At 63.9% G+C, this 20221-nt stretch carries 19 protein-coding genes; 10 read left to right on the top strand and 9 right to left on the bottom strand.

Annotation, left to right across the window (positions count from 1 at the left end; genetic code table 11):
* Nucleotides 1-404 precede the first annotated feature (404 nt).
* From BSG19_RS18880 to BSG19_RS18910, 7 genes are all read left to right on the top strand, one after another.
* The gene (locus BSG19_RS18880) at nucleotides 405-1412 is read left to right on the top strand and encodes an MBL fold metallo-hydrolase (protein WP_244529325.1); all 1008 of its coding nucleotides are present in this window, start codon (nucleotides 405-407) and stop codon (nucleotides 1410-1412) included.
* A complete protein-coding gene (speB, locus tag BSG19_RS18885) occupies nucleotides 1409-2368 on the top strand; it encodes an agmatinase (protein WP_092989570.1) in 960 nt (319 codons plus the stop codon). The genes BSG19_RS18880 and speB overlap by 4 nt, the downstream gene beginning before the upstream one ends.
* Nucleotides 2369-2464: 96 nt before the next feature.
* Nucleotides 2465-3385, top strand: a complete 921-nt coding sequence (gene dapF / locus BSG19_RS18890; RefSeq protein WP_092989571.1) for a diaminopimelate epimerase — start codon at nucleotides 2465-2467, stop codon at nucleotides 3383-3385.
* A complete protein-coding gene (gene mtaB, locus BSG19_RS18895; protein ID WP_092989572.1) occupies nucleotides 3382-4656 on the top strand; it encodes a tRNA (N(6)-L-threonylcarbamoyladenosine(37)-C(2))-methylthiotransferase MtaB in 1275 nt (424 codons plus the stop codon). Before dapF ends, mtaB begins: the two co-directional genes overlap by 4 nt.
* Before the next feature lie 32 nt (nucleotides 4657-4688).
* Nucleotides 4689-6128, top strand: coding sequence for a signal recognition particle-docking protein FtsY (gene ftsY / locus BSG19_RS18900; protein WP_092989573.1), 1440 nt, complete (start codon nucleotides 4689-4691; stop codon nucleotides 6126-6128).
* Nucleotides 6129-6209: 81 nt separating this feature from the next.
* The gene (locus tag BSG19_RS18905; protein WP_092989574.1) at nucleotides 6210-6893 is read left to right on the top strand and encodes a septation protein A; all 684 of its coding nucleotides are present in this window, start codon (nucleotides 6210-6212) and stop codon (nucleotides 6891-6893) included.
* Nucleotides 6890-7501: a DUF2585 domain-containing protein gene (locus BSG19_RS18910; protein WP_092989575.1), complete on the top strand. Its 612-nt coding sequence runs from the start codon at nucleotides 6890-6892 to the stop codon at nucleotides 7499-7501. Before BSG19_RS18905 ends, BSG19_RS18910 begins: the two co-directional genes overlap by 4 nt.
* Here the strand turns inward: BSG19_RS18910 and BSG19_RS18915 are convergent.
* The 5 genes from BSG19_RS18915 to ccmA form a co-directional block, all read right to left on the bottom strand.
* Nucleotides 7498-8094, bottom strand: coding sequence for a DsbE family thiol:disulfide interchange protein (locus BSG19_RS18915; protein WP_092989576.1), 597 nt, complete (start codon nucleotides 8092-8094; stop codon nucleotides 7498-7500). The two genes, BSG19_RS18910 and BSG19_RS18915, sit on opposite strands and share 4 nt — an antisense overlap.
* Entirely contained in the window at nucleotides 8091-8258 is a 168-nt protein-coding gene (gene ccmD, locus BSG19_RS18920) for a heme exporter protein CcmD (protein ID WP_092989577.1), read from the bottom strand. The genes BSG19_RS18915 and ccmD overlap by 4 nt, the downstream gene beginning before the upstream one ends.
* Nucleotides 8255-9013 carry a heme ABC transporter permease gene (locus BSG19_RS18925; RefSeq protein WP_092989578.1) on the bottom strand — a complete coding sequence of 253 codons (759 nt, stop codon included), beginning with the start codon at nucleotides 9011-9013 and terminating at the stop codon, nucleotides 8255-8257. Before BSG19_RS18925 ends, ccmD begins: the two co-directional genes overlap by 4 nt.
* Before the next feature lie 71 nt (nucleotides 9014-9084).
* Nucleotides 9085-9744, bottom strand: a complete 660-nt coding sequence (gene ccmB / locus BSG19_RS18930; RefSeq protein ID WP_092989579.1) for a heme exporter protein CcmB — start codon at nucleotides 9742-9744, stop codon at nucleotides 9085-9087.
* Nucleotides 9745-9793: 49 nt separating this feature from the next.
* Nucleotides 9794-10444, bottom strand: a complete 651-nt coding sequence (gene ccmA, locus BSG19_RS18935) for a heme ABC exporter ATP-binding protein CcmA (RefSeq protein WP_092989580.1) — start codon at nucleotides 10442-10444, stop codon at nucleotides 9794-9796.
* A 262-nt stretch (nucleotides 10445-10706) separates the two neighbouring features.
* On the opposite strand from ccmA, the gene acnA reads away from it, so the two are divergent.
* The 3 genes from acnA to BSG19_RS18950 all read left to right on the top strand — a co-directional run bounded on the left by acnA (nucleotide 10707) and on the right by BSG19_RS18950 (nucleotide 15214).
* Nucleotides 10707-13397: an aconitate hydratase AcnA gene (gene acnA / locus BSG19_RS18940; protein ID WP_092989581.1), complete on the top strand. Its 2691-nt coding sequence runs from the start codon at nucleotides 10707-10709 to the stop codon at nucleotides 13395-13397.
* Nucleotides 13398-13589: 192 nt separating this feature from the next.
* Nucleotides 13590-14387 (top strand): DUF1223 domain-containing protein, encoded by a 798-nt coding sequence (locus tag BSG19_RS18945; protein WP_092989668.1) that lies wholly within the window; start codon nucleotides 13590-13592, stop codon nucleotides 14385-14387.
* Nucleotides 14388-14818: 431 nt separating this feature from the next.
* The gene (locus BSG19_RS18950) at nucleotides 14819-15214 is read left to right on the top strand and encodes a DUF2794 domain-containing protein (protein WP_092989582.1); all 396 of its coding nucleotides are present in this window, start codon (nucleotides 14819-14821) and stop codon (nucleotides 15212-15214) included.
* A gap of 40 nt (nucleotides 15215-15254) precedes the next feature.
* Here BSG19_RS18950 and BSG19_RS18955 read toward each other — a convergent pair whose 3' ends face one another.
* The 4 genes from BSG19_RS18955 to BSG19_RS18970 all read right to left on the bottom strand — a co-directional run bounded on the left by BSG19_RS18955 (nucleotide 15255) and on the right by BSG19_RS18970 (nucleotide 20167).
* Nucleotides 15255-15812, bottom strand: a complete 558-nt coding sequence (locus BSG19_RS18955) for a GNAT family N-acetyltransferase (RefSeq protein WP_092989669.1) — start codon at nucleotides 15810-15812, stop codon at nucleotides 15255-15257.
* Nucleotides 15813-16005: 193 nt separating this feature from the next.
* On the bottom strand, nucleotides 16006-16743 hold the full coding sequence (locus BSG19_RS18960) for a Bax inhibitor-1/YccA family protein (RefSeq protein ID WP_092989583.1): 738 nt from the start codon (nucleotides 16741-16743) through the stop codon (nucleotides 16006-16008).
* A 161-nt stretch (nucleotides 16744-16904) separates the two neighbouring features.
* Complete coding sequence (locus BSG19_RS18965) at nucleotides 16905-19454, bottom strand: ABC transporter permease (RefSeq protein ID WP_092989584.1); 2550 nt, start codon at nucleotides 19452-19454, stop codon at nucleotides 16905-16907.
* Entirely contained in the window at nucleotides 19451-20167 is a 717-nt protein-coding gene (locus BSG19_RS18970; protein WP_092989585.1) for an ABC transporter ATP-binding protein, read from the bottom strand. Before BSG19_RS18970 ends, BSG19_RS18965 begins: the two co-directional genes overlap by 4 nt.
* Nucleotides 20168-20221: the final 54 nt, after the last annotated feature.

The following is a 20221-nucleotide window of genomic DNA, read 5'->3' on the forward strand; positions in this document are numbered from 1 at the left end:
GGGTCGTTTTCAAACAAGACGCAAAGCCGAACGGCACCCGAGGGCGCATCGCGCTGTCGGGTGTTGACCTCCGGGAACGTTTATACCTTCAAAGGGTCCCGGTCGGCGGCTCGGAGTCGTGTCTCGTCGCAGATGGAGCGCGGTAAACAGCAAACGGCCCGGAAAGTCAAGGCTTGCTGCCTTCATGCTTCTCCGGGGCCATCGATCCAATACCGGAAAGGTGCCGCTTTCCGATGGCGCCGGAAAGAAAAAGCCGCCATCATCACCCATCACGTCGGGCACCGACTGCTGCCAAAGACGACCGCTCGTTCACGGGGACATTGATGAAACGCCGTACGTTCTTCAAATGGTCGCTCGCCGGCGCTGTCGCCGTCCTGTCCGGCGGCTTTACCGCAAGGAGCAGCATGGCCGCGAACCGCTACTATAAAGGCCCCGTCAGCGACCATTTCGACGGTACCCGATTCTTCAATCCCGGCGGCGTGGAGCCGAACGGCTTCGGCGATCTCCTGCGGTGGCAGTTCAATGGCCAGCGGGCAAGCTGGCCCGAAAAGCCCGACCCGCGCGCGACCGTGATCAAACCGGACCTATCGGTGACCGGGCAAAACCTCCGCGTCACCATGGTCGGGCATGCCTCCATGCTGATCCAGGTGGCCGGCCTGAACATCCTCACCGATCCCGTGTGGTCGGAACGCGCGAGCCCTGTCTCCTTTGCCGGGCCGCGCCGCGTCTCGCCGCCCGGCATCCGCCTTGAAGACCTGCCGCGCATCGATGTCGTACTGATCAGTCACAACCATTACGACCATCTGGACATCACCACGATCGCAAGCCTCGAGGCAGCCAATAAGCCGACCTTTGTCACGCCACTCGGCAACGACATCTTCATCCGCAAGGCTGCACCGGATGCGCGAATTACGCTCATGGACTGGGGCGATGCTCTGGATGTCACGAACGGCATCTCGATCAACTGCGAGCCGGCGCATCACTGGTCGGCGCGCGGCCTCGGCGACAGGCGAAAGGCGCTCTGGGCGGCTTTCGTCATCTCGACGCCGGCGGGCCGGATCTACCACATCGGCGACACCGGCTTTCACGACGGCATCAACTACCGCGCGGCCGGGAAAAAATATGGCGGCTTCCGTCTCGCCATCCTGCCGATCGGCGCTTACGAGCCGCGCTGGTTTATGAAGGGACAGCATCAGAACCCTAACGAAGCGATCGAGGGCATGCTTCTTGCAAAAGCCGCCTATGTCGTCGGCCATCACTTCGCAACCATCCAGCTCACCGACGAGGCCATGGATGCGCCGGAAAGGGCGCTGGATGCAGCGCTGGCAAAACATAAGGTCGATCCTGCCCGCGTTCGCCCGCTCCATGCCGGCGAAGTCTTCGACGTGCCTCCCGAAAGGACCCCCGCATGACCACCAGCACCTTTCACCAGCCGGTAGATGCCGCCGAAGTGCCGCGCTTTGCCGGCCACTCCACCTTCATGCGGTTGCCCGCCGTTCAAGACGCCACCGGCCTCGATATCGCGCTCGTCGGCATTCCGTGGGACGGCGGCACGACGAACCGGGCCGGCGCGCGCCACGGGCCGCGAGAGGTGCGCAACCAGTCGAGCCTGATGCGGCGCGTCCATCACGTCACCCTCACCGAGCCGTTCAGCATTGCCAATGTTGCCGATGTCGGCGATCTCGCCGTCAATCCGATCGATCTTCTCGATGGCCTGAAGCGGATCGAGACCGGCATGCGCGCCATCGTGGAGACAGGCGCGATCCCGCTGTCCGTCGGCGGCGACCACCTGACGACGCTGCCGGTCATGCGCGCCGTGGCCGCGGGCGGCCCGGTCGGCATGATCCATTTCGACGCGCATTCGGACACCAACGACACCTATTTCGGCGGCAACCCCTATACCCATGGCACACCGTTCCGCCGGGCCATCGAGGAGGGGCTGCTCGATCCGAAACGCACGGTGCAGATCGGCATTCGCGGCTCGATTTACGCGACCGACGAGCACGACTGGGCCCGCGCGCAAGGCATCCGCATCATCTATATGGAGGAATGCATCCGCCGCGGCATCCCAGACGTCATGGCGGAAGCCCGAGCCATTGCCGGCAGCGGGCCAACCTATGTCAGCTTCGACATCGACTGCATCGACCCCTCCATGGCGCCCGGCACGGGAACGCCCGAGATCGGCGGGTTTACCACGCGCGAGGCGCAGGCGCTGGTGCGGGAACTCACCGGCGTGCGGATCGTGGCGGCCGATGTCGTGGAGGTCGCGCCGCCCTTCGACGTCGCGGGCATGACGGCGCTCGCCGGCGCGACCATTCTGTTCGAGCTGCTCTGCGTGATCGCGGAGGGTGTCGCCACGCGCCGTTAGCGGCATCCCGCGCTAATCCCGCCCTCTGGTAATCCGGAGCATTTTCCGCCATATACGCCCTTTCGCCAAGACCTTTGCGCACAGGTACGGACAGGCATGGACAGAACGGTCGAATTCGCGAGGATGAACGGGCTCGGCAACGCGATCCTGGTCGTGGACATGCGCGGCCGGAGCGATGTGGTCACCCCGGCGGCAGCCATCGCGCTCAATGCCGACCCGCAGACCCGCTTCGACCAGATCATGGCGATCCACGACCCGAAGGCGTCCGGAACCGATGCCTGGATCGACATTCTGAACTCCGACGGCACCAAGGCGCAGGCCTGCGGCAACGGCACGCGCTGCGTGGTGCAGGCGCTGGCGGCGGAAACCGGCCGCAAGACCTTCACCTTCCATACCGTTGCCGGCATCCTCAATGCCGAGGAACACGCGGACGGCACGATCTCCGTCGATATGGGCAAGCCGGTTTTCGACTGGAACCGTATCCCGCTGGCCGAAGATTTCCACGATACGAGCCGCATCGAGCTGCAGATCGGCCCGATCGACGCTCCCGTCCTGCATTCGCCGTCCGTGATGTCGATGGGCAATCCGCATGCGATCTTCTGGGTCGACCGCGATGTCATGTCCTACGACCTCGCACGCTTCGGCCCGCTGCTCGAAAACCACCCGATGTTTCCCGAGCGCGCCAATATCACGCTTGCGCAGGTGACATCGCAAAGCGGCATGACCACACGCACGTGGGAACGGGGCGCCGGGCTGACGCTTGCCTGCGGCTCAGCCGCCTGTGCGGCGGCTGTCAGCGGTGCGCGCACCGGGCGCACCGGGCGCAAGGTGGCGGTGACCGTTGCCAGTGCCGTGCCTGCGGGCGTGCTCACCATCGACTGGCGCGAGCGTGACGATCATGTCGTCATGACCGGACCGGCCACCTGGGAGTGGTCCGGCCGCGTCGATCCCGCGACCGGCACATTCTTGCGCGAACCTGATACCGGAGCGCAAGCGACAGGGACACAGGCAGAGTGAGCGGCGTCGAGATCATCACATTCGGCTGCCGCCTGAACACCTACGAATCCGAAGTCATGCGCGGCGCTGCCGAAAAGGCGGGGCTGAACAATGCCGTGCTGGTGAACACCTGCGCGGTGACCGGCGAGGCCGTGCGTCAGGCCCGCAAGGCGATCCGCCGCGCAAGGCGCGAGCACCCGGACGCCCGCATCATCGTCACCGGCTGCGCCGCCCAGACCGAAGCCGGCAGCTTTGCCGACATGCCGGAGGTCGACGCCGTTCTCGGCAATGCGGAAAAGCTGGACAGCGACGCCTATCGCTCTCTGCCCGATTTCGGCGTTGGCGGCGAGGAGAAGCTGCGCGTCAACGACATCATGAGCGTGCGGGAAACCGCGCCGCAGATGGTGCGCATGATCGAGGGCCATGTACGCGCCTTCGTGCAGGTGCAGAACGGCTGCGACCATCGCTGCACCTTTTGCATCATCCCCTATGGCCGTGGCAATTCCCGCTCGGTGCCGATGGGCGCCGTCGTCGATCAGGCGCGCATGCTGGTGGAAAACGGCTACCGCGAGATCGTGCTGACCGGCGTCGACGCCACCAGCTACGGCGGCGACCTGCCAGGCGCGCCGACGCTCGGCCTCCTGGCCAAGACGCTTCTGAGGCAGGTGCCGGAGCTTGCGCGCCTGCGCCTCTCCTCCATCGACAGCATCGAGGCCGACCGGCACCTGCTCGACCTCATTGCAGACGAGCCGCGCTTCATGCCGCACCTGCATCTCTCGCTCCAGCACGGCGACGACATGATCCTCAAGCGGATGAAGCGGCGGCATTTACGGGCCGATGCGCTCGCCTTCATGCAAGAGGCCCGTCGCCTGCGCCCCGGCATTGCCTTCGGCGCCGACATGATTGCCGGCTTTCCCACCGAGACGGAAGAGATGTTCCAGCAAGCCGGAACGCTGGCGCAGGAGGCGGGAATCGCAAGCCTCCACGTCTTTCCCTACAGCCCGCGCGACGGCACGCCCGCCGCCCGTATGCCGCAACACGATCCCTCGCTGATCCGGGAGCGCGCCACGCGCCTGCGCGCCATCGGCGAGGATCTGGCGCGCGAACACCTGACCTCCATGGTCGGCACCGCGCAGACCGTGCTGGTCGAAAGCAACGGCACCGGCCATACGGAAAACTTCACCCGCGTCGCGACACCGGGGCTTGAGCCCCGCTCGCTGGTCGCGACGACGATCACGGGCCACGATGGCAAGAACCTCTCCATCGACACCGCCGAAAGACAGGCTGCGTGACATGAGCGGCCCCGCAGGTTTCAGGATATAAGATGGCGTTCGATTTCCTCAAAAGGGTCTTCACATTCGATCAGGTGCCGCCGGAAACCCCCGCAGCCCCGCCTGCGGACGCCCCGCCCATGGACGAGAGCGCGCCGGATGCGGTGACGCCTGCGGAGGTCACACCCCCAGCTCCGGCTCCGGTCGGCGAAGACATAGAGGCTTTCGAACCGCTCCTTGCCGCCGATGCCGCGCCGGACGACGCCCTGCCCCTCGCCAAGGATCCGGTTCTTGCCGAGGAAATCGCCACGGCCGGCGGTCCTTCGTCCGATAGTGAGGCAGAGGCCGAAGACGCGGACGAGACGCTGCTCCCGCTTCCGCCAGCTGAAAATATTGGCGATCTCGGCGTCGTGCCGTTGTCGCTGCTGGAGGCAGAGGCGGAGCTTCCCCCTGGTGAAAGCCTGACCGAAAGCCCGACCGCCGACCTTGAGCGGCCGCGCGACATCGCCGCCCTGCCCGCAGGCTTCGCCACAGGACCGGCGCCAGAGCCGGAGGTCGCCCCCGAAGCCGAGCGCCTCACCTGGTTCCAGCGCCTGCGCGCCGGGCTGTCGCGCACCTCGTCGCAGCTGACTGGTCAGATCACGGCGCTCTTCACCAAGCGCAAGCTGGACGACGCCACGCTCGAAGAACTCGAAGACCTGCTGATCCAGGCGGACCTCGGTGTCGAAACGGCACTCCGCATTACCGATACGCTTGCCTCGGAGCGCTATGGCCGAGACGTTTCGGGCGCCGATGTCTCGCGCATCATGGCAGCCGAGATCACCAAGGTTCTGACGCCGGTCGCCAAGCCGCTGCAACTCGACCTCAACCATCGCCCCCACGTCATCCTTGTCGTCGGCGTCAACGGCACCGGCAAGACGACGACCATCGGCAAGCTCGCCGCCAAGCTCTCGGGTGCTGGCCTGAAGGTCATGCTTGCCGCCGGCGATACCTTCCGCGCCGCCGCCATCGAGCAGCTGAAGATCTGGGCCGACCGGACGAACAGCCATATCGTTTCCTCGAAGCTCGGCGCAGACGCCGCGGGCCTCGCCTACGAAGCTTTCGAGGAGGCGCGCCGACAGAAGAGCGACGTGCTGATCATCGACACCGCCGGTCGCCTGCAAAACCGCACGGAGCTGATGGCAGAACTTGAAAAGATCGTTCGCGTGCTCGGCAAGCTCGATCCGGATGCGCCGCATACGGTGCTCCAGACGCTGGACGCCACAACCGGGCAGAACGCGCTCAACCAGGTCGAGATCTTCCGCAACGTTGCCGGCGTCAACGGGCTGATCATGACCAAGCTCGACGGCACCGCCCGTGGCGGCATCCTCGTCGCCATCTCCGCCAAGCACAAGCTGCCGGTCTATTTCATCGGCGTCGGCGAGGGCATCGACGATCTCGAACCCTTCGAGGCCCAGGATTTCGCCGAGGCGATTGCCGGGATCGCGGATTAGGCATTGCGCCTCCGCCGAAATTCCGCCGCCGTCTGCGGCCACATCACACGCATCTCACGAAAAGACCACAAGGCAGAGACGATGAAGACCGAACGGCCCGTAGACACCGACGTCACGCCGACCCCCGCCGAGCGTCACCATCCCGGGCTCAAGCTCGCTCTGGAACTCGGGCCTCTGCTCGTCTTCTTCTTCGCCAACATGCGCGGACCCTGGCTTGCCGAGACTTTTCCGGTGCTGACCGAACTCGGCGGCCCGCTGTTCATCGCCACCGGCCTCTTCATGGCGGCGACGGTGATCTCGCTGGTCGTCTCGAAGATCGTGCTCGGCCATCTCCCCGTCATGCCCTTCGTTTCGGGCATCGTCGTCCTGGTGTTCGGCTCGCTGTCGATCTGGCTGCAGAACGACACCTTTATCAAGATGAAGCCGACTATCGTCAACACGCTGTTCGGCGCGGTCCTTCTGGGCGGCCTGTTCTTCGGCAAATCGCTGCTCGGCCACGTCTTCAATGCCGCCTTCCAGCTGGACGCGGCCGGCTGGCGCAAGCTGACCCTGCGCTGGGGCATCTTCTTCCTGTTTCTGGCCGTCCTCAACGAGGTCGTCTGGCGCGGTGCCGCGGTCTGGTATGCGCCCGACGCTCAGGCGGCCGATGATTTCTGGGTGGCGTTCAAGGTCTGGGGCACCATGCCGATCACCATCCTCTTCACCATGGCGCAGATGCCGCTCATCCTGCGGCACTCCGTCGAATCGGCGTCCGACAAGATATGACCGCCGTTCCCCCACCCCTTGGCCCCACACCCGTCGAAGCCCTGCCCCGCAGCCGCACCCTGCTCTGGATCGGCGCCTGCCTCGGCGTTGTCGCGTTTCAGGTGGCCGTGGAGCTCTTCATGGGCCGCACGCCGATCTGCACCTGCGGCACCGTCAAGCTGTTCGAGCCCGTGGTCAACAGCCCCGGCAACTCCCAGCACCTCGCCGACTGGTACACGCCGTCCCACATCATCCACGGCTTCCTGTTCTATGCGCTGACCACCTGGCTCTTCCCGAGAAAGCCCCTCTCGGCCCGTCTGTTCGTCGCAACGCTCATCGAGGCGGGCTGGGAACTGCTGGAAAACTCGCCGATCATCATCGAGCGCTATCGCTCCGCGACCGTTTCTCTGAACTATGTCGGCGACAGCGTGCTGAACTCCGCCATGGACACCGTCTTCATGGCGCTCGGCTTCCTCGCCGCCGCCCGTCTGCCCGTCGCCGTGACGATTGCCATAGCCATCCTGTTCGAAATCTTCACAGGCTGGCTGATCCGCGACAACCTGACGCTCAACGTGTTGATGCTGGTCTGGCCGCTGGACGCTGTGAAGGCGTGGCAGGGCGCGCTTTAGGAGCCGGCTGAAGCCTTCTCGATAGCGGGCATCAGGCCTTCGCGCAGGCTGCGGTCGTCGAACGGGCCGACGCGCTTGTAGAGGATCATGCCGTCGGGTGCGACGAGATAGGACTCCGGAATCCCGTAGACGCCCCAGTCGATGGCGGCACGGCCGCGCGGATCGACGCCGATGGCGGAGAAGGGATTGCCGAGTTCGTCGAGGAAACGCAGCGCGTTGTCCGTCTGGTCCTTGTAGTTGATGCCGACGACTTGCAGACGCGGGTCTTTTGCCAGAGCGAGGATCACGGGGTTTTCCGCGCGGCAGGGCACGCACCAGGAGGCCCAGACATTGACGAGCGTGAGCTTGCCCTTCACCGCCGCATCCGTCAGCGCGGGCATGGCCGCATTTTTCAGCGTCGCACCTTCGAGCGCTGGAAGGCTTAGCGACGGCGCCTGCGTTCCAATGAGCGCAGACGGGATCTCGCTGATATCGCGGCCGGAGTCGAGCTGGCTCCAGAACACGGCTGCAAGGCAGGCAAAGACGGTCAAGGGCAGCAGTGCGAGCGCCAGACGGCCCTTCGTCGGTGCGCGGTTCTCGGGCAAGTCGCTCATGGCACACCTGCACCAGACGAGCGGCGGCGGATGCCGGCATCCTCCAGCGCCCGCAATTCACGGCGCCGGGCGCGCGCGTCGAGAGCGACCCAGACGATGAGGCTCGCGACCACGACGAGCGCTGCCCCATAGCTGGCGACGACATAGCCCATATGCGCGCTCATGCGGACACCGCGCCCCGCGCAGCCTGCCGGCGCATGGCCGCGATACGGCGACGCCAGATCTCTGTTCGCATGGCGGCCAGATGCAGCGTGAAGAACAGGCATGTGAAGGCCAGCGCCATGACGAGGAGCGGCCGCAGGAACTCCGGATCGATAGCAGAACCGCCGAGACGCAGCACGCTTGCCGGCTGGTGCAATGTGTTCCACCAGTCGACGGAGAACTTGATGATCGGGATGTTGACGAAGCCGACGAGGATCAGCACGGCCGAGACCTTCGCCGCCCGTCCGGCATCGTCCATGGCGCGGTTGAGCGCAATCAGGCCGAGATACATCAGGAACAGGATGAAGACGGAGGTGAGCCGCGCATCCCACACCCACCATGTTCCCCACATCGGCTTGCCCCAGAGCGAGCCGGTAACGAGCGCCAGCGCCGTGAAACCGGCACCGATGGGGGCGGCGCACTTTGCCGCGACGTCGGCCAGAGGATGGCGCCAGACGAGCGTGCCGAGCGCGGACGCCGCCATGACCGTATAGCCCATCATCGACAGCCAGGCGGCGGGCACATGGATATACATGATCCGCACCGTCTCGCCCTGCTGGTAATCAGCCGCGGTGGTGAAACAGAGCGTCAGGCCGATCGCAAACAGCAGCGCCGTCAGACCGGCGAGCCATGGCAGCAGGCGCCCGGCCAGCGCGACGAAGCGCGTCGGATTGGCAAGGTCTGCAAAGCTGCGAATGGCAAGGCTCTTCTCATGCATACGAACGTCTCTACCAAGTTCGCGAGGCCGCTTCAATGAACGTCGCGGCGACTGACATGGTCACCTTTACGTCATTCGGAAGAGGCGCGCAGGGCGACAGCCGCCGCGGCCGGACCGATGACGGCGAAGAACAGGGTGATCGCCGTCAGGATCATGAAAGGCGGCAGAAACGGCGCGGGGTCTTGGACGGCGGCATAGGCCGCGCTGACGCCGAAGATGAGCACGGGAATGACGAGCGGCAACACGAGGATGGACACGAGAAGCCCGCCGCGCGGCAGAGCCACCGCGACCGCCGCGCCCATCGCGCCGATCAGCGTGATCGCCGGCGTTCCCGCCAGAAGCGTCAGCATGGTGGCAAGGATGGCCGTCGGCTCCATGTTGAGAAATAGCCCGAGAAGCGGAGACACGAGCACGAGCGGCAAGCCCGAGGCGGTCCAGTGGGCAAGACACTTGACGAAGACGGTGAGGACCAGCGGTGTCTCCTGCATCAGCATCACATCCAGAGCGCCGTCCTCACGCTCCGCCTGAAACAGGCGGTCGAGCCCGAGGAGCGAGGCCAGCAAGGCGCCGATCCACAACATGGCGGGCCCCACCCGCGCGAGCAGCTTCAGGTCGGGCCCCAGACCGAAGGGTACGACCGCGACGACGGCCATGAAGAACAGGATGCCCGTCAGCGCACCGCCGCCGGCACGGGTCGCAAGCCTCAGGTCGCGCAGATAGAGCGCCATCATGACCGGCATCCCTTAAGGGGCGAACGCGCGGGGTGATCGCTTGCGATCCTCATACCGGCACCGCAAAGCCGGTCATGGTCAGCATCTGCGCACCGGGAATGTCCAGAGCCTGATGCGTGGCGGCGATGACGATGCCACCGGTGGCGCGATGTCCAGCAATCAGCGCCTCCACCATTCGTTCGCTCGCCGTATCGAGCGCTGCCGTCGGCTCGTCCATGAGCCAGACGGGACGGTATGCGATAAGAAGCCGGGCAAGCGCCGCACGACGCTGCTGCCCGGCCGAGAGATAGCCGAACGGCAGGTGACCAAGCCCGCCGAGGCCCACCGCCTCCAGCGCGGTATCCGCATGAAGAGCGGGATCGGCATCCTTCACCGGATCGTCGCCCTGCCCGCTAAACCGCGACCAGAACACGAGATTTTCCGCAACCGTCAGATCCCGCTTCATCGCATTGCGATGGCCGAGATAATGAAGTGATTCGCGCACCGGCGACCTGGGATCGACGCCCCCCTCCAGCAGGATCGTACCGCTGTCGGCCGGATGAAGCCCGGCGAGTGTCCTCAGGAAGGTGGACTTTCCGGTGCCGTTTCGACCGGTGACGAGAAGGGCACCACCGGCATCGAGAACGAGGCAAACCTCCCGGAAGATCGGGTCTTCGCCGCGGCTGGCGCCCAGCCCGTCCACGCGCAGGCGAAATGGCATTCATCGTCCTTTTACGACGTTGGTCGCATTGAAAAAAATTGTCTCGAATTGACGGCGTTCGATCTGGCACGTTTTGGCGAAATTATCTATAACCCGCCCAACACGCCAGCGGTCGGCGTGAATTTCATCCTAGCGCCGAACATGGAAGTTTTTTCCACGTGCGGACAGCGGAAATGACCGTACCCGCATCCCAATCTGCGCCTTCAGGCGCTCGGGCGTTCGCACGTCAGTTTATGGCGATCAGACGGAACGGGGTATCCAAGTGTCCAAGTCCCTAGACAGTTTCAATTGTCGTTCGACCCTATCGGTCAACGGTGCCGACTATGTCTATTTCAGCCTGCCCAAGGCCGAAGAGAATGGTCTCGCCGGCATCTCGCGGCTGCCTTACTCGATGAAGGTCCTGCTGGAAAACCTTCTGCGCAACGAGGACGGCCGGTCCGTCACCAAGCAGGACATCCTCAACATCGCCGCCTGGCTCAACGACAAGGGCACGGCTGAAAACGAAATCGCCTACCGCCCGGCCCGCGTGCTGATGCAGGACTTCACCGGCGTTCCCGCCGTTGTCGATCTCGCGGCCATGCGCGATGCCATGGTGGCGCTGGGCGGCGATCCGGAAAAGATCAACCCGCTCGTGCCGGTCGATCTCGTCATCGACCACTCCGTCATCGTGGACGAGTTCGGCACGCCGAACGCGTTTGCCCGCAACGTCGAGCTCGAATACGAGCGCAATGGCGAGCGCTACCGCTTCCTCAAGTGGGGCCAGCAGGCATTCAAGAATTTCCGCGTCGTTCCCCCGGGCACCGGCATCTGTCACCAGGTCAATCTTGAATATCTCGGCCAGACCGTCTGGACCAAGGAAGAGGACGGCGAAACGGTTGCCTATCCCGACACCTGCGTCGGCACGGACAGCCACACCACGATGATCAACGGCCTCGGCGTACTCGGTTGGGGCGTCGGCGGCATCGAGGCGGAAGCGGCCATGCTCGGCCAGCCCGTCTCCATGCTCCTGCCGGAAGTCATCGGCTTCAAGCTCACCGGCAAGGTCAAGGAAGGCGTCACCGCGACCGACCTCGTGCTCACCGTCGTGCAGATGCTGCGCAAGAAGGGCGTTGTTTCCAAGTTCGTCGAATTCTTCGGCCCCGGCCTTGATTCGATGACGCTCGCCGACCGCGCCACCATCGGCAACATGGGCCCGGAATACGGCGCGACCTGCGGCTTCTTCCCGGTCGATGGCGAAACCATCAACTACCTCACCATGTCCGGCCGCACGACGGACCGGATCGCGCTGGTCGAAGCCTATTCCAAGGCGCAGGGCATGTGGCGCAATGGCGATGGCGCCGAACTGGTCTTCACCGACACGCTGGAACTCGATCTCGGCGACGTCGTGCCCTCCATGGCCGGCCCGAAGCGTCCCGAGGGCCGCATTCCGCTCGAAGGCATCGCGCCCGGCTTCGCAACGTCGCTGGAAGCCGACTACAAGAAGCCCGGTCAGCTCGAAAACCGCTACCCGGTCGAAGGCACCGACTACGATCTCGGCCATGGTGACGTGGCAATCGCCGCCATCACCTCCTGCACCAATACGTCCAACCCCTCGGTTCTCATCGCTGCCGGCCTTCTCGCCCGCAACGCTGTCGCCAAGGGCCTGAAGAGCGCGCCGTGGGTCAAGACCTCGCTGGCTCCGGGAAGCCAGGTCGTCGGTGAATATCTCGAGAAGTCGGGCCTCCAGAAGGATCTCGACGCGCTCGGCTTCAACCTCGTCGGCTTCGGCTGCACGACCTGCATCGGCAATTCCGGCCCGCTGCCGGCACCGATCTCCAAGACGATCAACGACAAGGGCCTGATCACGGCCGGCGTCCTCTCGGGCAATCGCAACTTCGAAGGCCGCATCTCGCCGGACGTTCAGGCAAATTATCTCGCCTCGCCGCCGCTGGTCGTTGCCTATGCGCTCGCCGGCACGGTCCAGAAGGACCTCACGACCGAGCCGCTCGGCATCGGTTCGGACGGTCAGCCTGTGTTCCTCAAGGACATCTGGCCGACCTCGCACGAGATCCAGGAATTCATCCTGAAATACGTCACGCGCGAGCTTTACGAGAGCAAGTATGCCGACGTGTTCAAGGGCGACGTCAACTGGCAGGCCGTTCAGGTTCCCGCCGGACAGACCTATGCCTGGGACGACGATTCGACCTACGTGCAGAACCCGCCCTACTTCGTGGGCATGGGCAAGTCCGGCTCCGGCATCTCCGACATCAAGGGCGCCCGCGTCCTCGGTCTCTTCGGCGACAAGATTACGACCGACCACATCTCTCCGGCCGGTTCGATCAAGGCGGCTTCGCCTGCCGGTGCCTACCTTACGGGCCACGGCGTCGGCGTTGCCGACTTCAACCAGTACGGCACGCGTCGCGGTAACCATGAAGTGATGATGCGCGGCACTTTCGCCAACATCCGCATCCGCAACCACATGCTCGGACCGAACGGCAAGGAAGGCGGCTACACCTTCCACTATCCGTCGAAGGAAGAGATGTCGATCTACGACGCGGCGATGCAGTACAAGGAAGAGGGCGTTCCGCTGGTCATCTTCGCCGGTGGCGAATATGGCAACGGCTCCTCACGCGACTGGGCGGCCAAGGGCACCAACCTGCTGGGCGTCAAGGCGGTCATCGCCGAGAGCTTTGAGCGTATCCACCGGTCCAACCTCGTCGGCATGGGCGTCGTGCCCTTCGTCTTCGAGGCCGGCACGACCTGGGCATCGCTGAACCTGAAGGGCGACGAGATCGTCACCATCGAGGGTCTGACGAACGTCCAGCCGCGTGAAAAGCGCACCGCGGTCATCACCTATGCCGATGGTTCGGTAAAGGAAGTTCCGCTGATCTGCCGCATCGATACGCTGGATGAAGTCACCTACATGAACAATGGCGGCATCCTTCAGACGGTTCTGCGCGACCTCGCCGCCTGAGGCGCAACGACCTGAAGATCGCGAAGGCCGGAACACCGTTCCGGCCTTTTGCATGTCCAGCGGGCACGGATCGCCTTCGCCAAAATTTCACTCCAACGTGACTTTGTGTTGAGGACGCTGCGGCGTATGAAGAAGCGGTTTCCGGCTGCCGCAATCCTGCCCGAATTGGAATCTGCCCGAAGTGGAACCTGCATGCCCGCCTCCAAGACCTCTCGCTTGAGCCTGATCGCCAGCCTCTTCCTGCTGGCAGCCTTTCCGGCTGCAGCACAGGAAGCAGCGCCGCAGACGATCGAGGCGAAGACAGAGGGCAGAGGGCTGGAGGTAACGCAGCCGAAAGGCGTCGTGGAGTTGTTCACGAGCCAGGGCTGCGCCTCCTGTCCTCCGGCCGATGCGGCGCTGAAGCACCTGATCGACGACGGCTCCATCGTCGCCCTCTCCTATCACGTGGATTACTGGAATTACCTTGGCTGGGCGGACACGCTTGCCTCGAAGGAGAACACTGCCCGCCAATATGCCTATGCCAAGATGTTCGGCCGTAACGGTGTCTACACGCCACAGGCCGTGCTGAACGGCCGGGATCAGGTGAATGGCGCCAATCTCCCAGGCATCAAGGGGCGGCTGATCGCGCTGAGCAGTGCTGATGCCGGCATGAAGGTTCCGATTTCGGCCGAGCGCAAGGATGACGAGATCGATATCACGATTGGAGAAGGTAGCGGCAAAGCCAACGTCGTCATCGTCTACTTCAACCGCCAGAAGGTGGTCGATGTGGAAAAGGGTGAGAACAGCGGCAAGAAGATGTCCTACTGGCACGCCGTGCGCGACATCCAGACGATCGGCATGTGGGACGGGAAATCAGCCCGCTTCGTGCTGCCAGCCTCGGTGCTCGATCAGGAAAAGGACAGCGGCTGCGCGATCCTGCTGCAGCAGATGAAGGATGCGGAGACCCCCGGCGCCATCGTCGGGGCGGCCACTCTGATGGCATCGCAATAGACGTCCAGCGCAGGAGCGGGAATGACCGGTCCGGCATATCGAGGGCTGGGGGCTGAGGGTTTCGATATCACCGGACCGGGTGGTCTAAGCCGGCAAAGGCCGAAGGCCGATCCCGATCATGACCATCTGTGCGCCCGCGTGACCGGAGGTCGGGCATGGCAAGCCGCACAGGAACCCCGAGCGGCGAAACGAAAAACGCTGATCGACCGGCCGGGCAGCGCGCGGTACTTCGGAAAACCGAAGCAGCGGCGACGCGGCGGAGTTAAGCCTCGAATTCGGGCGCGGGTTTGACCGCAATGCGGCGGTGCAAAAAAAGCCATTGCTTCAGGAGTTGTGAGCGGCTGCGCCTCAACCTTTCCATTCAAGCTTGATTTTCAGCGGCACTCAGGCACACTGTCACCGTCCTGTCATAACAAAAGGCCGGAATGTGCATGACCGATCAGACGGATTTGCAAGGTCGCCAAACCCTCAAGGCATCTGAAAGCGTGGTCGTCGATCTCAGCGACTACCGACATGCCAAGGACCCCCTTCCCGTAACGTTCCACCGCCGAGAGCTCGACCAGATCCTGTGGGTCTATGGCCGCATGGTGGGGGAAGGCGAGTGGCGCGACTACGCGCTCGACCATATGCGCGACAAGGCGGTCTTCTCCGTCTTCAAGCGCTCGGGCGAACTACCGCTTTATCGTGTGGAGAAGGTCCCGAAGCTCGCCGCGAAACAGGGCGCCTATGCCGTGGTCAACACCCACGGCATGATTCTGAAGCGCGGGCATGAGCTGCCACAGGTCTTGAAGGTCTTCGACAAGCTGCTGAAGGTCGTCAAAAGCTGATATTGCCGGCAGAACGCCCGGACCTTGTGAAAAGCCTCGATCAGGCTCCGTAGAGCGTATCCGGATAGACACCCTCGGCTGGCGCGGTCTCGAGACCTTCGCCCAATGCCAGCTGCATGAAGGTGGTATCGAGCCAGCGCCCGAACTTGAACCCGCTTCCCTTCATCGTCCCGCTATCCACGAACCCTGTGGATCGGTGAACGGCAATGGAGGCGGGATGTGCGCCGCCGATAACGGCCACCATCTGCCGGAAGCCGAGATCCGTGCAGCGCGCGATCAGCTCCTGCAAAAGCGCCTTGCCGACGCCGCGTCCGCGCGCCTCCGGCGCGAGATAGATCGAATCCTCGACGAGAAACCGGTAGGCGCTGCGCGTACGGAATGCCGAGGCATACGCATAGCCGATCACGATCCCGTCCCCGTCTACCGCGATGATATAGGGATAGCTGTTGCCGGTAATCGTGGAAAAACGCGTCGTCATCTCCGACTGGTCGGGAACGGCAATCTCGTAAGTGGCCACGCCGTTGCGCACGGACTCGCTGTAAATGTCCGTAATGACGGGGATATCAGCAAGGGTAGCATCGCGCAGGGTGAAAGACATGGCAGCACTCTCGAAGAAAGTCGGTGGGTCGTGGGTGTCGCTCACGTCCTTCCACATTCCCTTCAGACGATCAAGGCGGGGCGAATACGGAAACAGGAAAGTGCTGCGTAAGGGAGACGACAGCTCCATCGGCGCACAAAAAAGGCGGCCGAAGCCGCCTTTCCGATAATCACAACTGAACGTGTTCTTACGCCTAGTTACGGTTTCCGAGGAAGCGCAACATGAAGAGGAACAGGTTGACGAAGTCGAGATAGAGCGTCAGCGCGCCCATGATCGCCTTGCGGCCGGCAGCCTCGAACCCGTCGCCTTCGAAGTACATTTCCTTGATACGCTGGGTATCGTAGGCGGTGAGGCCTGCAAAGATCAGCACGCCGATGACCGAGATGGCGAACTGCAGGGCAGACGACGCAAAAAAGATGTTGACGATGGAGGCGATGATCAGGCCGAAGAGACCCATGACCAGGAACGAACCCATGGCCGACAGGCTGCGCTTCGTGGTGTAGCCGTAGAGCGACAGCGCGCCGAAGGAGGCCGCGGTTACGAAGAACGTGCGCACGATGCTCTGACCGGTATAGATCAGCATGATCGAGGAGAGCGACAGCCCCATCAGCGCGGCATAGACCCAGAATGTAGTCTGGGCGGCGGACACGCTCATGGAATTGATCCGGAAGCTCAGGAACAGGACCATGCCGAACGGAGCCAGCATGATCAGGTACTTCAGCGGGCTGACATAGATCGCCTGACCGAACGCGGTCAGCTGCCCATCGGCAAATGCGAACTGGAAAGCCAGGAACGCGGCGACGCCGGTGATGGCGACGCCGAGCGCCATGAGATTGTAGACCCGCAGCATGTAAGCGCGCAGGCCCTGGTCGACAGCAGCGTCAGCGCGCGCGCCGGCGGTCTGCATGCGAAAGTTTCTGGGATCGGACATTCTTATCCTCATATCAGCTCGAAGTGACGGACAGGTCGCGAGAGAACTCGGACCGGGCACCGCTGCGGAGCTTCAGCAAGCCTGAGGACAATATGATGCGGAACCGCCCTATTCTCAAGGGCGGCTCTGTCGCATGACGCAAATGTAATGCGGGACGCTCTTCAGAGATCGCGAAGAACAGGTGCTGCCTTCTGCCCAAGCACGCGCCATGTACCCGCAAGCCCGATGCCGACCGTCATGATCAGGGCGATGGCAATGGTCAGCAACGCCACGTCAGGCAGGAAGGACGAGGGCAGCGTCATGATGCGGGCCACCACGAACCACGCCGCCACGCCGCCCGCCAGAAGTGCGAAGATCGCGGTGGAGAGGCCGAGGATTGCATATTCGTAGCAGAAGGCCCGGATCAGCGTCGCCCGGGTCGCACCCAGCGTCTTCAACACCACCGCATCGTGAATACGTGCGCGGTTGCCCGCAGCCAGCGCGCCGGAAAGCACGAGAACCGAGGCGACGAGCGCCACACCGGCAGCAGCGCGGATGGCTGTCGCCAGCTGTCCGAGCAGGCCGTTGACGATGTCCAGCGCATCTTTCACCCGTACGCTGGTAATGGTCGGATAGGTGTTGGTGATCTGGCGCAGTGCCGCGGCTTCCTGCTCTGGAGTGGCCGAGGGATCGATAACGGTGGCGAGCCAGGCATGCGGCGCGCCGGCAAAGGTGTTCGGCGAGAACACCATCACGAAGTTGATCGAAAGCGATTCCCATTCGACCGTGCGAAAGTTGGAAATGCGGGCCGTGATATTTCGGCCGAGCACGTTGACGGTGACGGTGTCACCGACTTTCAGGTTCAGCTCACGCGCCTCCTGCTCGGAGAAGGAGACGAGCGGCTCCCCGCTATAGCCGTCCGGCCACCACTGGCCTTCCACGAGACGCGAATTCTCCGGCAGGTTCTTGGCATAGGTAATGCCGCGGTCGCCCCGAAGCACCCAGCGTCCGGCCGGCGCAACCTCGCGCTTGGCGACGTCCTCGCCATTGAAGGCGAGGATACGGCCGCGCAGCATCGGCACTTCGATGACCTTGCCGGCCGGCAGCGCCGTGTTCAGCAGCGAGCGAAAGCCTTCGATCTCGCTGCCCTGGATGTCCACGAAGAAGAAATTGGGAGCCCGCTCGGGCAGGTTGCCCGTCAGTTCCCGCCGCAGATTGCCGTCGATCAGCGCCAGCGTCACCAGCAGCGCGAGCCCGAGGCCAAGCGAGAGGACGACGGAAGGCGTCAAGGCGCCCGGCCGATGAATATTGCCGATGGCCAGCCGCAGGGCGGGCGACGACACGCGAGGGCTCCGCCGCGCAAGAGCCGCGACCAGAACGGAGACACCGCGCAGCACGACGAACGAGAAGGCAATGGCGCCGAGGAACACGAGCGAGATCATCCGATCATATGCCGTGAAGATGGCGAGACCGCCGAGCGCCGCAAAGCTCAAGGCCGCCGCGAGGAGGTAAGGCCAGGTGGGCCACCGGTTGCGGTCGAAGTCCTGATTGCGAAAGAGCGCCGTCGCGGGCACGCTGCGGGCGCGGCCGAGCGGCAGGCAGGCAAACGCCAGTGCTGTCAGCAGGCCGAACAGGGCCGCAAGCCCGAGCGCCGAGGGATAGAGCTGGAGATCGGTCGAGATCGGCAGGATATCGGCGAGAAACCGTGCGGCGACCAGCGGAATGATCGCACCGACGACAAGGCCGATGACGATACCGATCATCGCGATCAGCATAATCTGGATGAGATAGATGGTGGACACGAGAGCGCCCGGCGCGCCGAGGCACTTGAACGCCGCGATGACGCCCCGCTTGGCATCGAGATAGGCCCGGACCGCGTTCGCAACCCCGACCCCGCCGACGATCAGCGCCGTCAGCCCGACCAGTGTCAGAAACTGCGAAAACCGCGTGATGTTCGCCGTCAGCGATGGTGCGGCATTCTGGCTGGATCGGACGGACCAACCCGCCTGCGGAAACTGCTGCTCCGCCTGGGCACGCACGGCGGGCACGCCGGAGGGATCGGCAAGGCGTACCTTGTAGGCATGCTCCACCAGACTGCCGGTCTGCACGAGACCGCTGGCAGCCAGCGCATCCTGCGACACCATCAGGCGCGGCGCAAAGCCGAAGCCGTCCGACAGCGCATCCGGCTCGCGCACCAGCGTGCCCGATATCCTGACCCGCGAATTGCCGATCAGCAGCGTGTCGCCGGTCTTCACGCCGAGACGCTCCAGGAGCAGGGGCGCCGCGAGCGCGCCGTATGTGCCGTTTTCAGCCGAGAGAAGCGCTGAAAGCGGCGCCTGCGGCTGGCTTTCCACGGAACCGTAGAGCGGATAGGCGGCATCCACGGCCTTCAACTCGACCAGCGCCTGGTTGGAACCATCGGGAAGACGCGCCATGGAGCGCAATCCCGACGTGAGGGATACTTCGCCCGCACCTTTAAGAAAGCGCGTCTCATCGGTATTGGCCAGACGGTTGTTCAACTCGAACCGGATATCGCCCGCCAGAAGCGCCTGCCCTTGAGAGGCGATCGAACCGGTAATCGCCTGCGACAGCGAATTGACCCCGGCAATCGCTGCCGTTCCCAGCGCGATGCAGGCAAGGAAAATATAGAAGCCCGACAGGCCGCCGCGCATTTCGCGCAGCGCCAGCCGCAGGGCAAGCGACAGGTTCGCCGCGCGCAGGGACGCCATCATGCCGAAACCGCTGACGGCGCGACGTCTGCCACCGAGCGCCCATCATCGACGATGGTGCCGGAGCGCACCTTGATCTGGCGCGAGCAGCGTGCCGCAAGGCTGTTGTCGTGTGTGACGAGGATCAGCGTCATGTCGCGCTCGGCCTGCTTGGAGAAGATCAGGTCTGCGATCTGGCGTCCGGTTTCGGTATCGAGGTTGCCGGTAGGCTCGTCGGCGATCAGCAGTTTCGGCGAGGGTGCGAGCGCACGTGCAATGGCCACGCGCTGTTGCTCGCCGCCCGAAAGCTGCCCCGGATAATGCGACAGCCGCTCCCCGAGCCCGACCGACGTCAACTCGCGTCGGGCGATATCGAAGGCGTCGCGCACATTGGCAAGCTCAAGCGGCACCGCGACGTTCTCGAGCGCCGTCATATTGGGAATGAGGTGAAAAGACTGGAAGACGATGCCGATGTTCCGGCCTCGGAAATCCGCCACCCGATCTTCGCTCAGCCCTTGCAGCGGTGTCCCGTCGATGACGATCTCGCCCTTGTCCAGACGCTCCAGTCCGGCAAGCACCATCAGAAGGGTCGATTTGCCCGAGCCCGACGGGCCGACGATACCGACCGATTGCCCGGCATCGATGTCGAGGCTCATGCCTTTCAGCACATGGACGGACGCTGCGGCCTGCCCGAGGGTCAGATCCGCATTTTTCAGTTCGATCATGGTTTTTGCCACGCTGGTCCGCCCTATATATAGGTTATGCTGCAATTGCTCACACCGGATTTAGGA

This window comes from Rhizobium sp. NFR03 (assembly GCF_900111275.1).
Taxonomy (GTDB): domain Bacteria; phylum Pseudomonadota; class Alphaproteobacteria; order Rhizobiales; family Rhizobiaceae; genus Ferranicluibacter.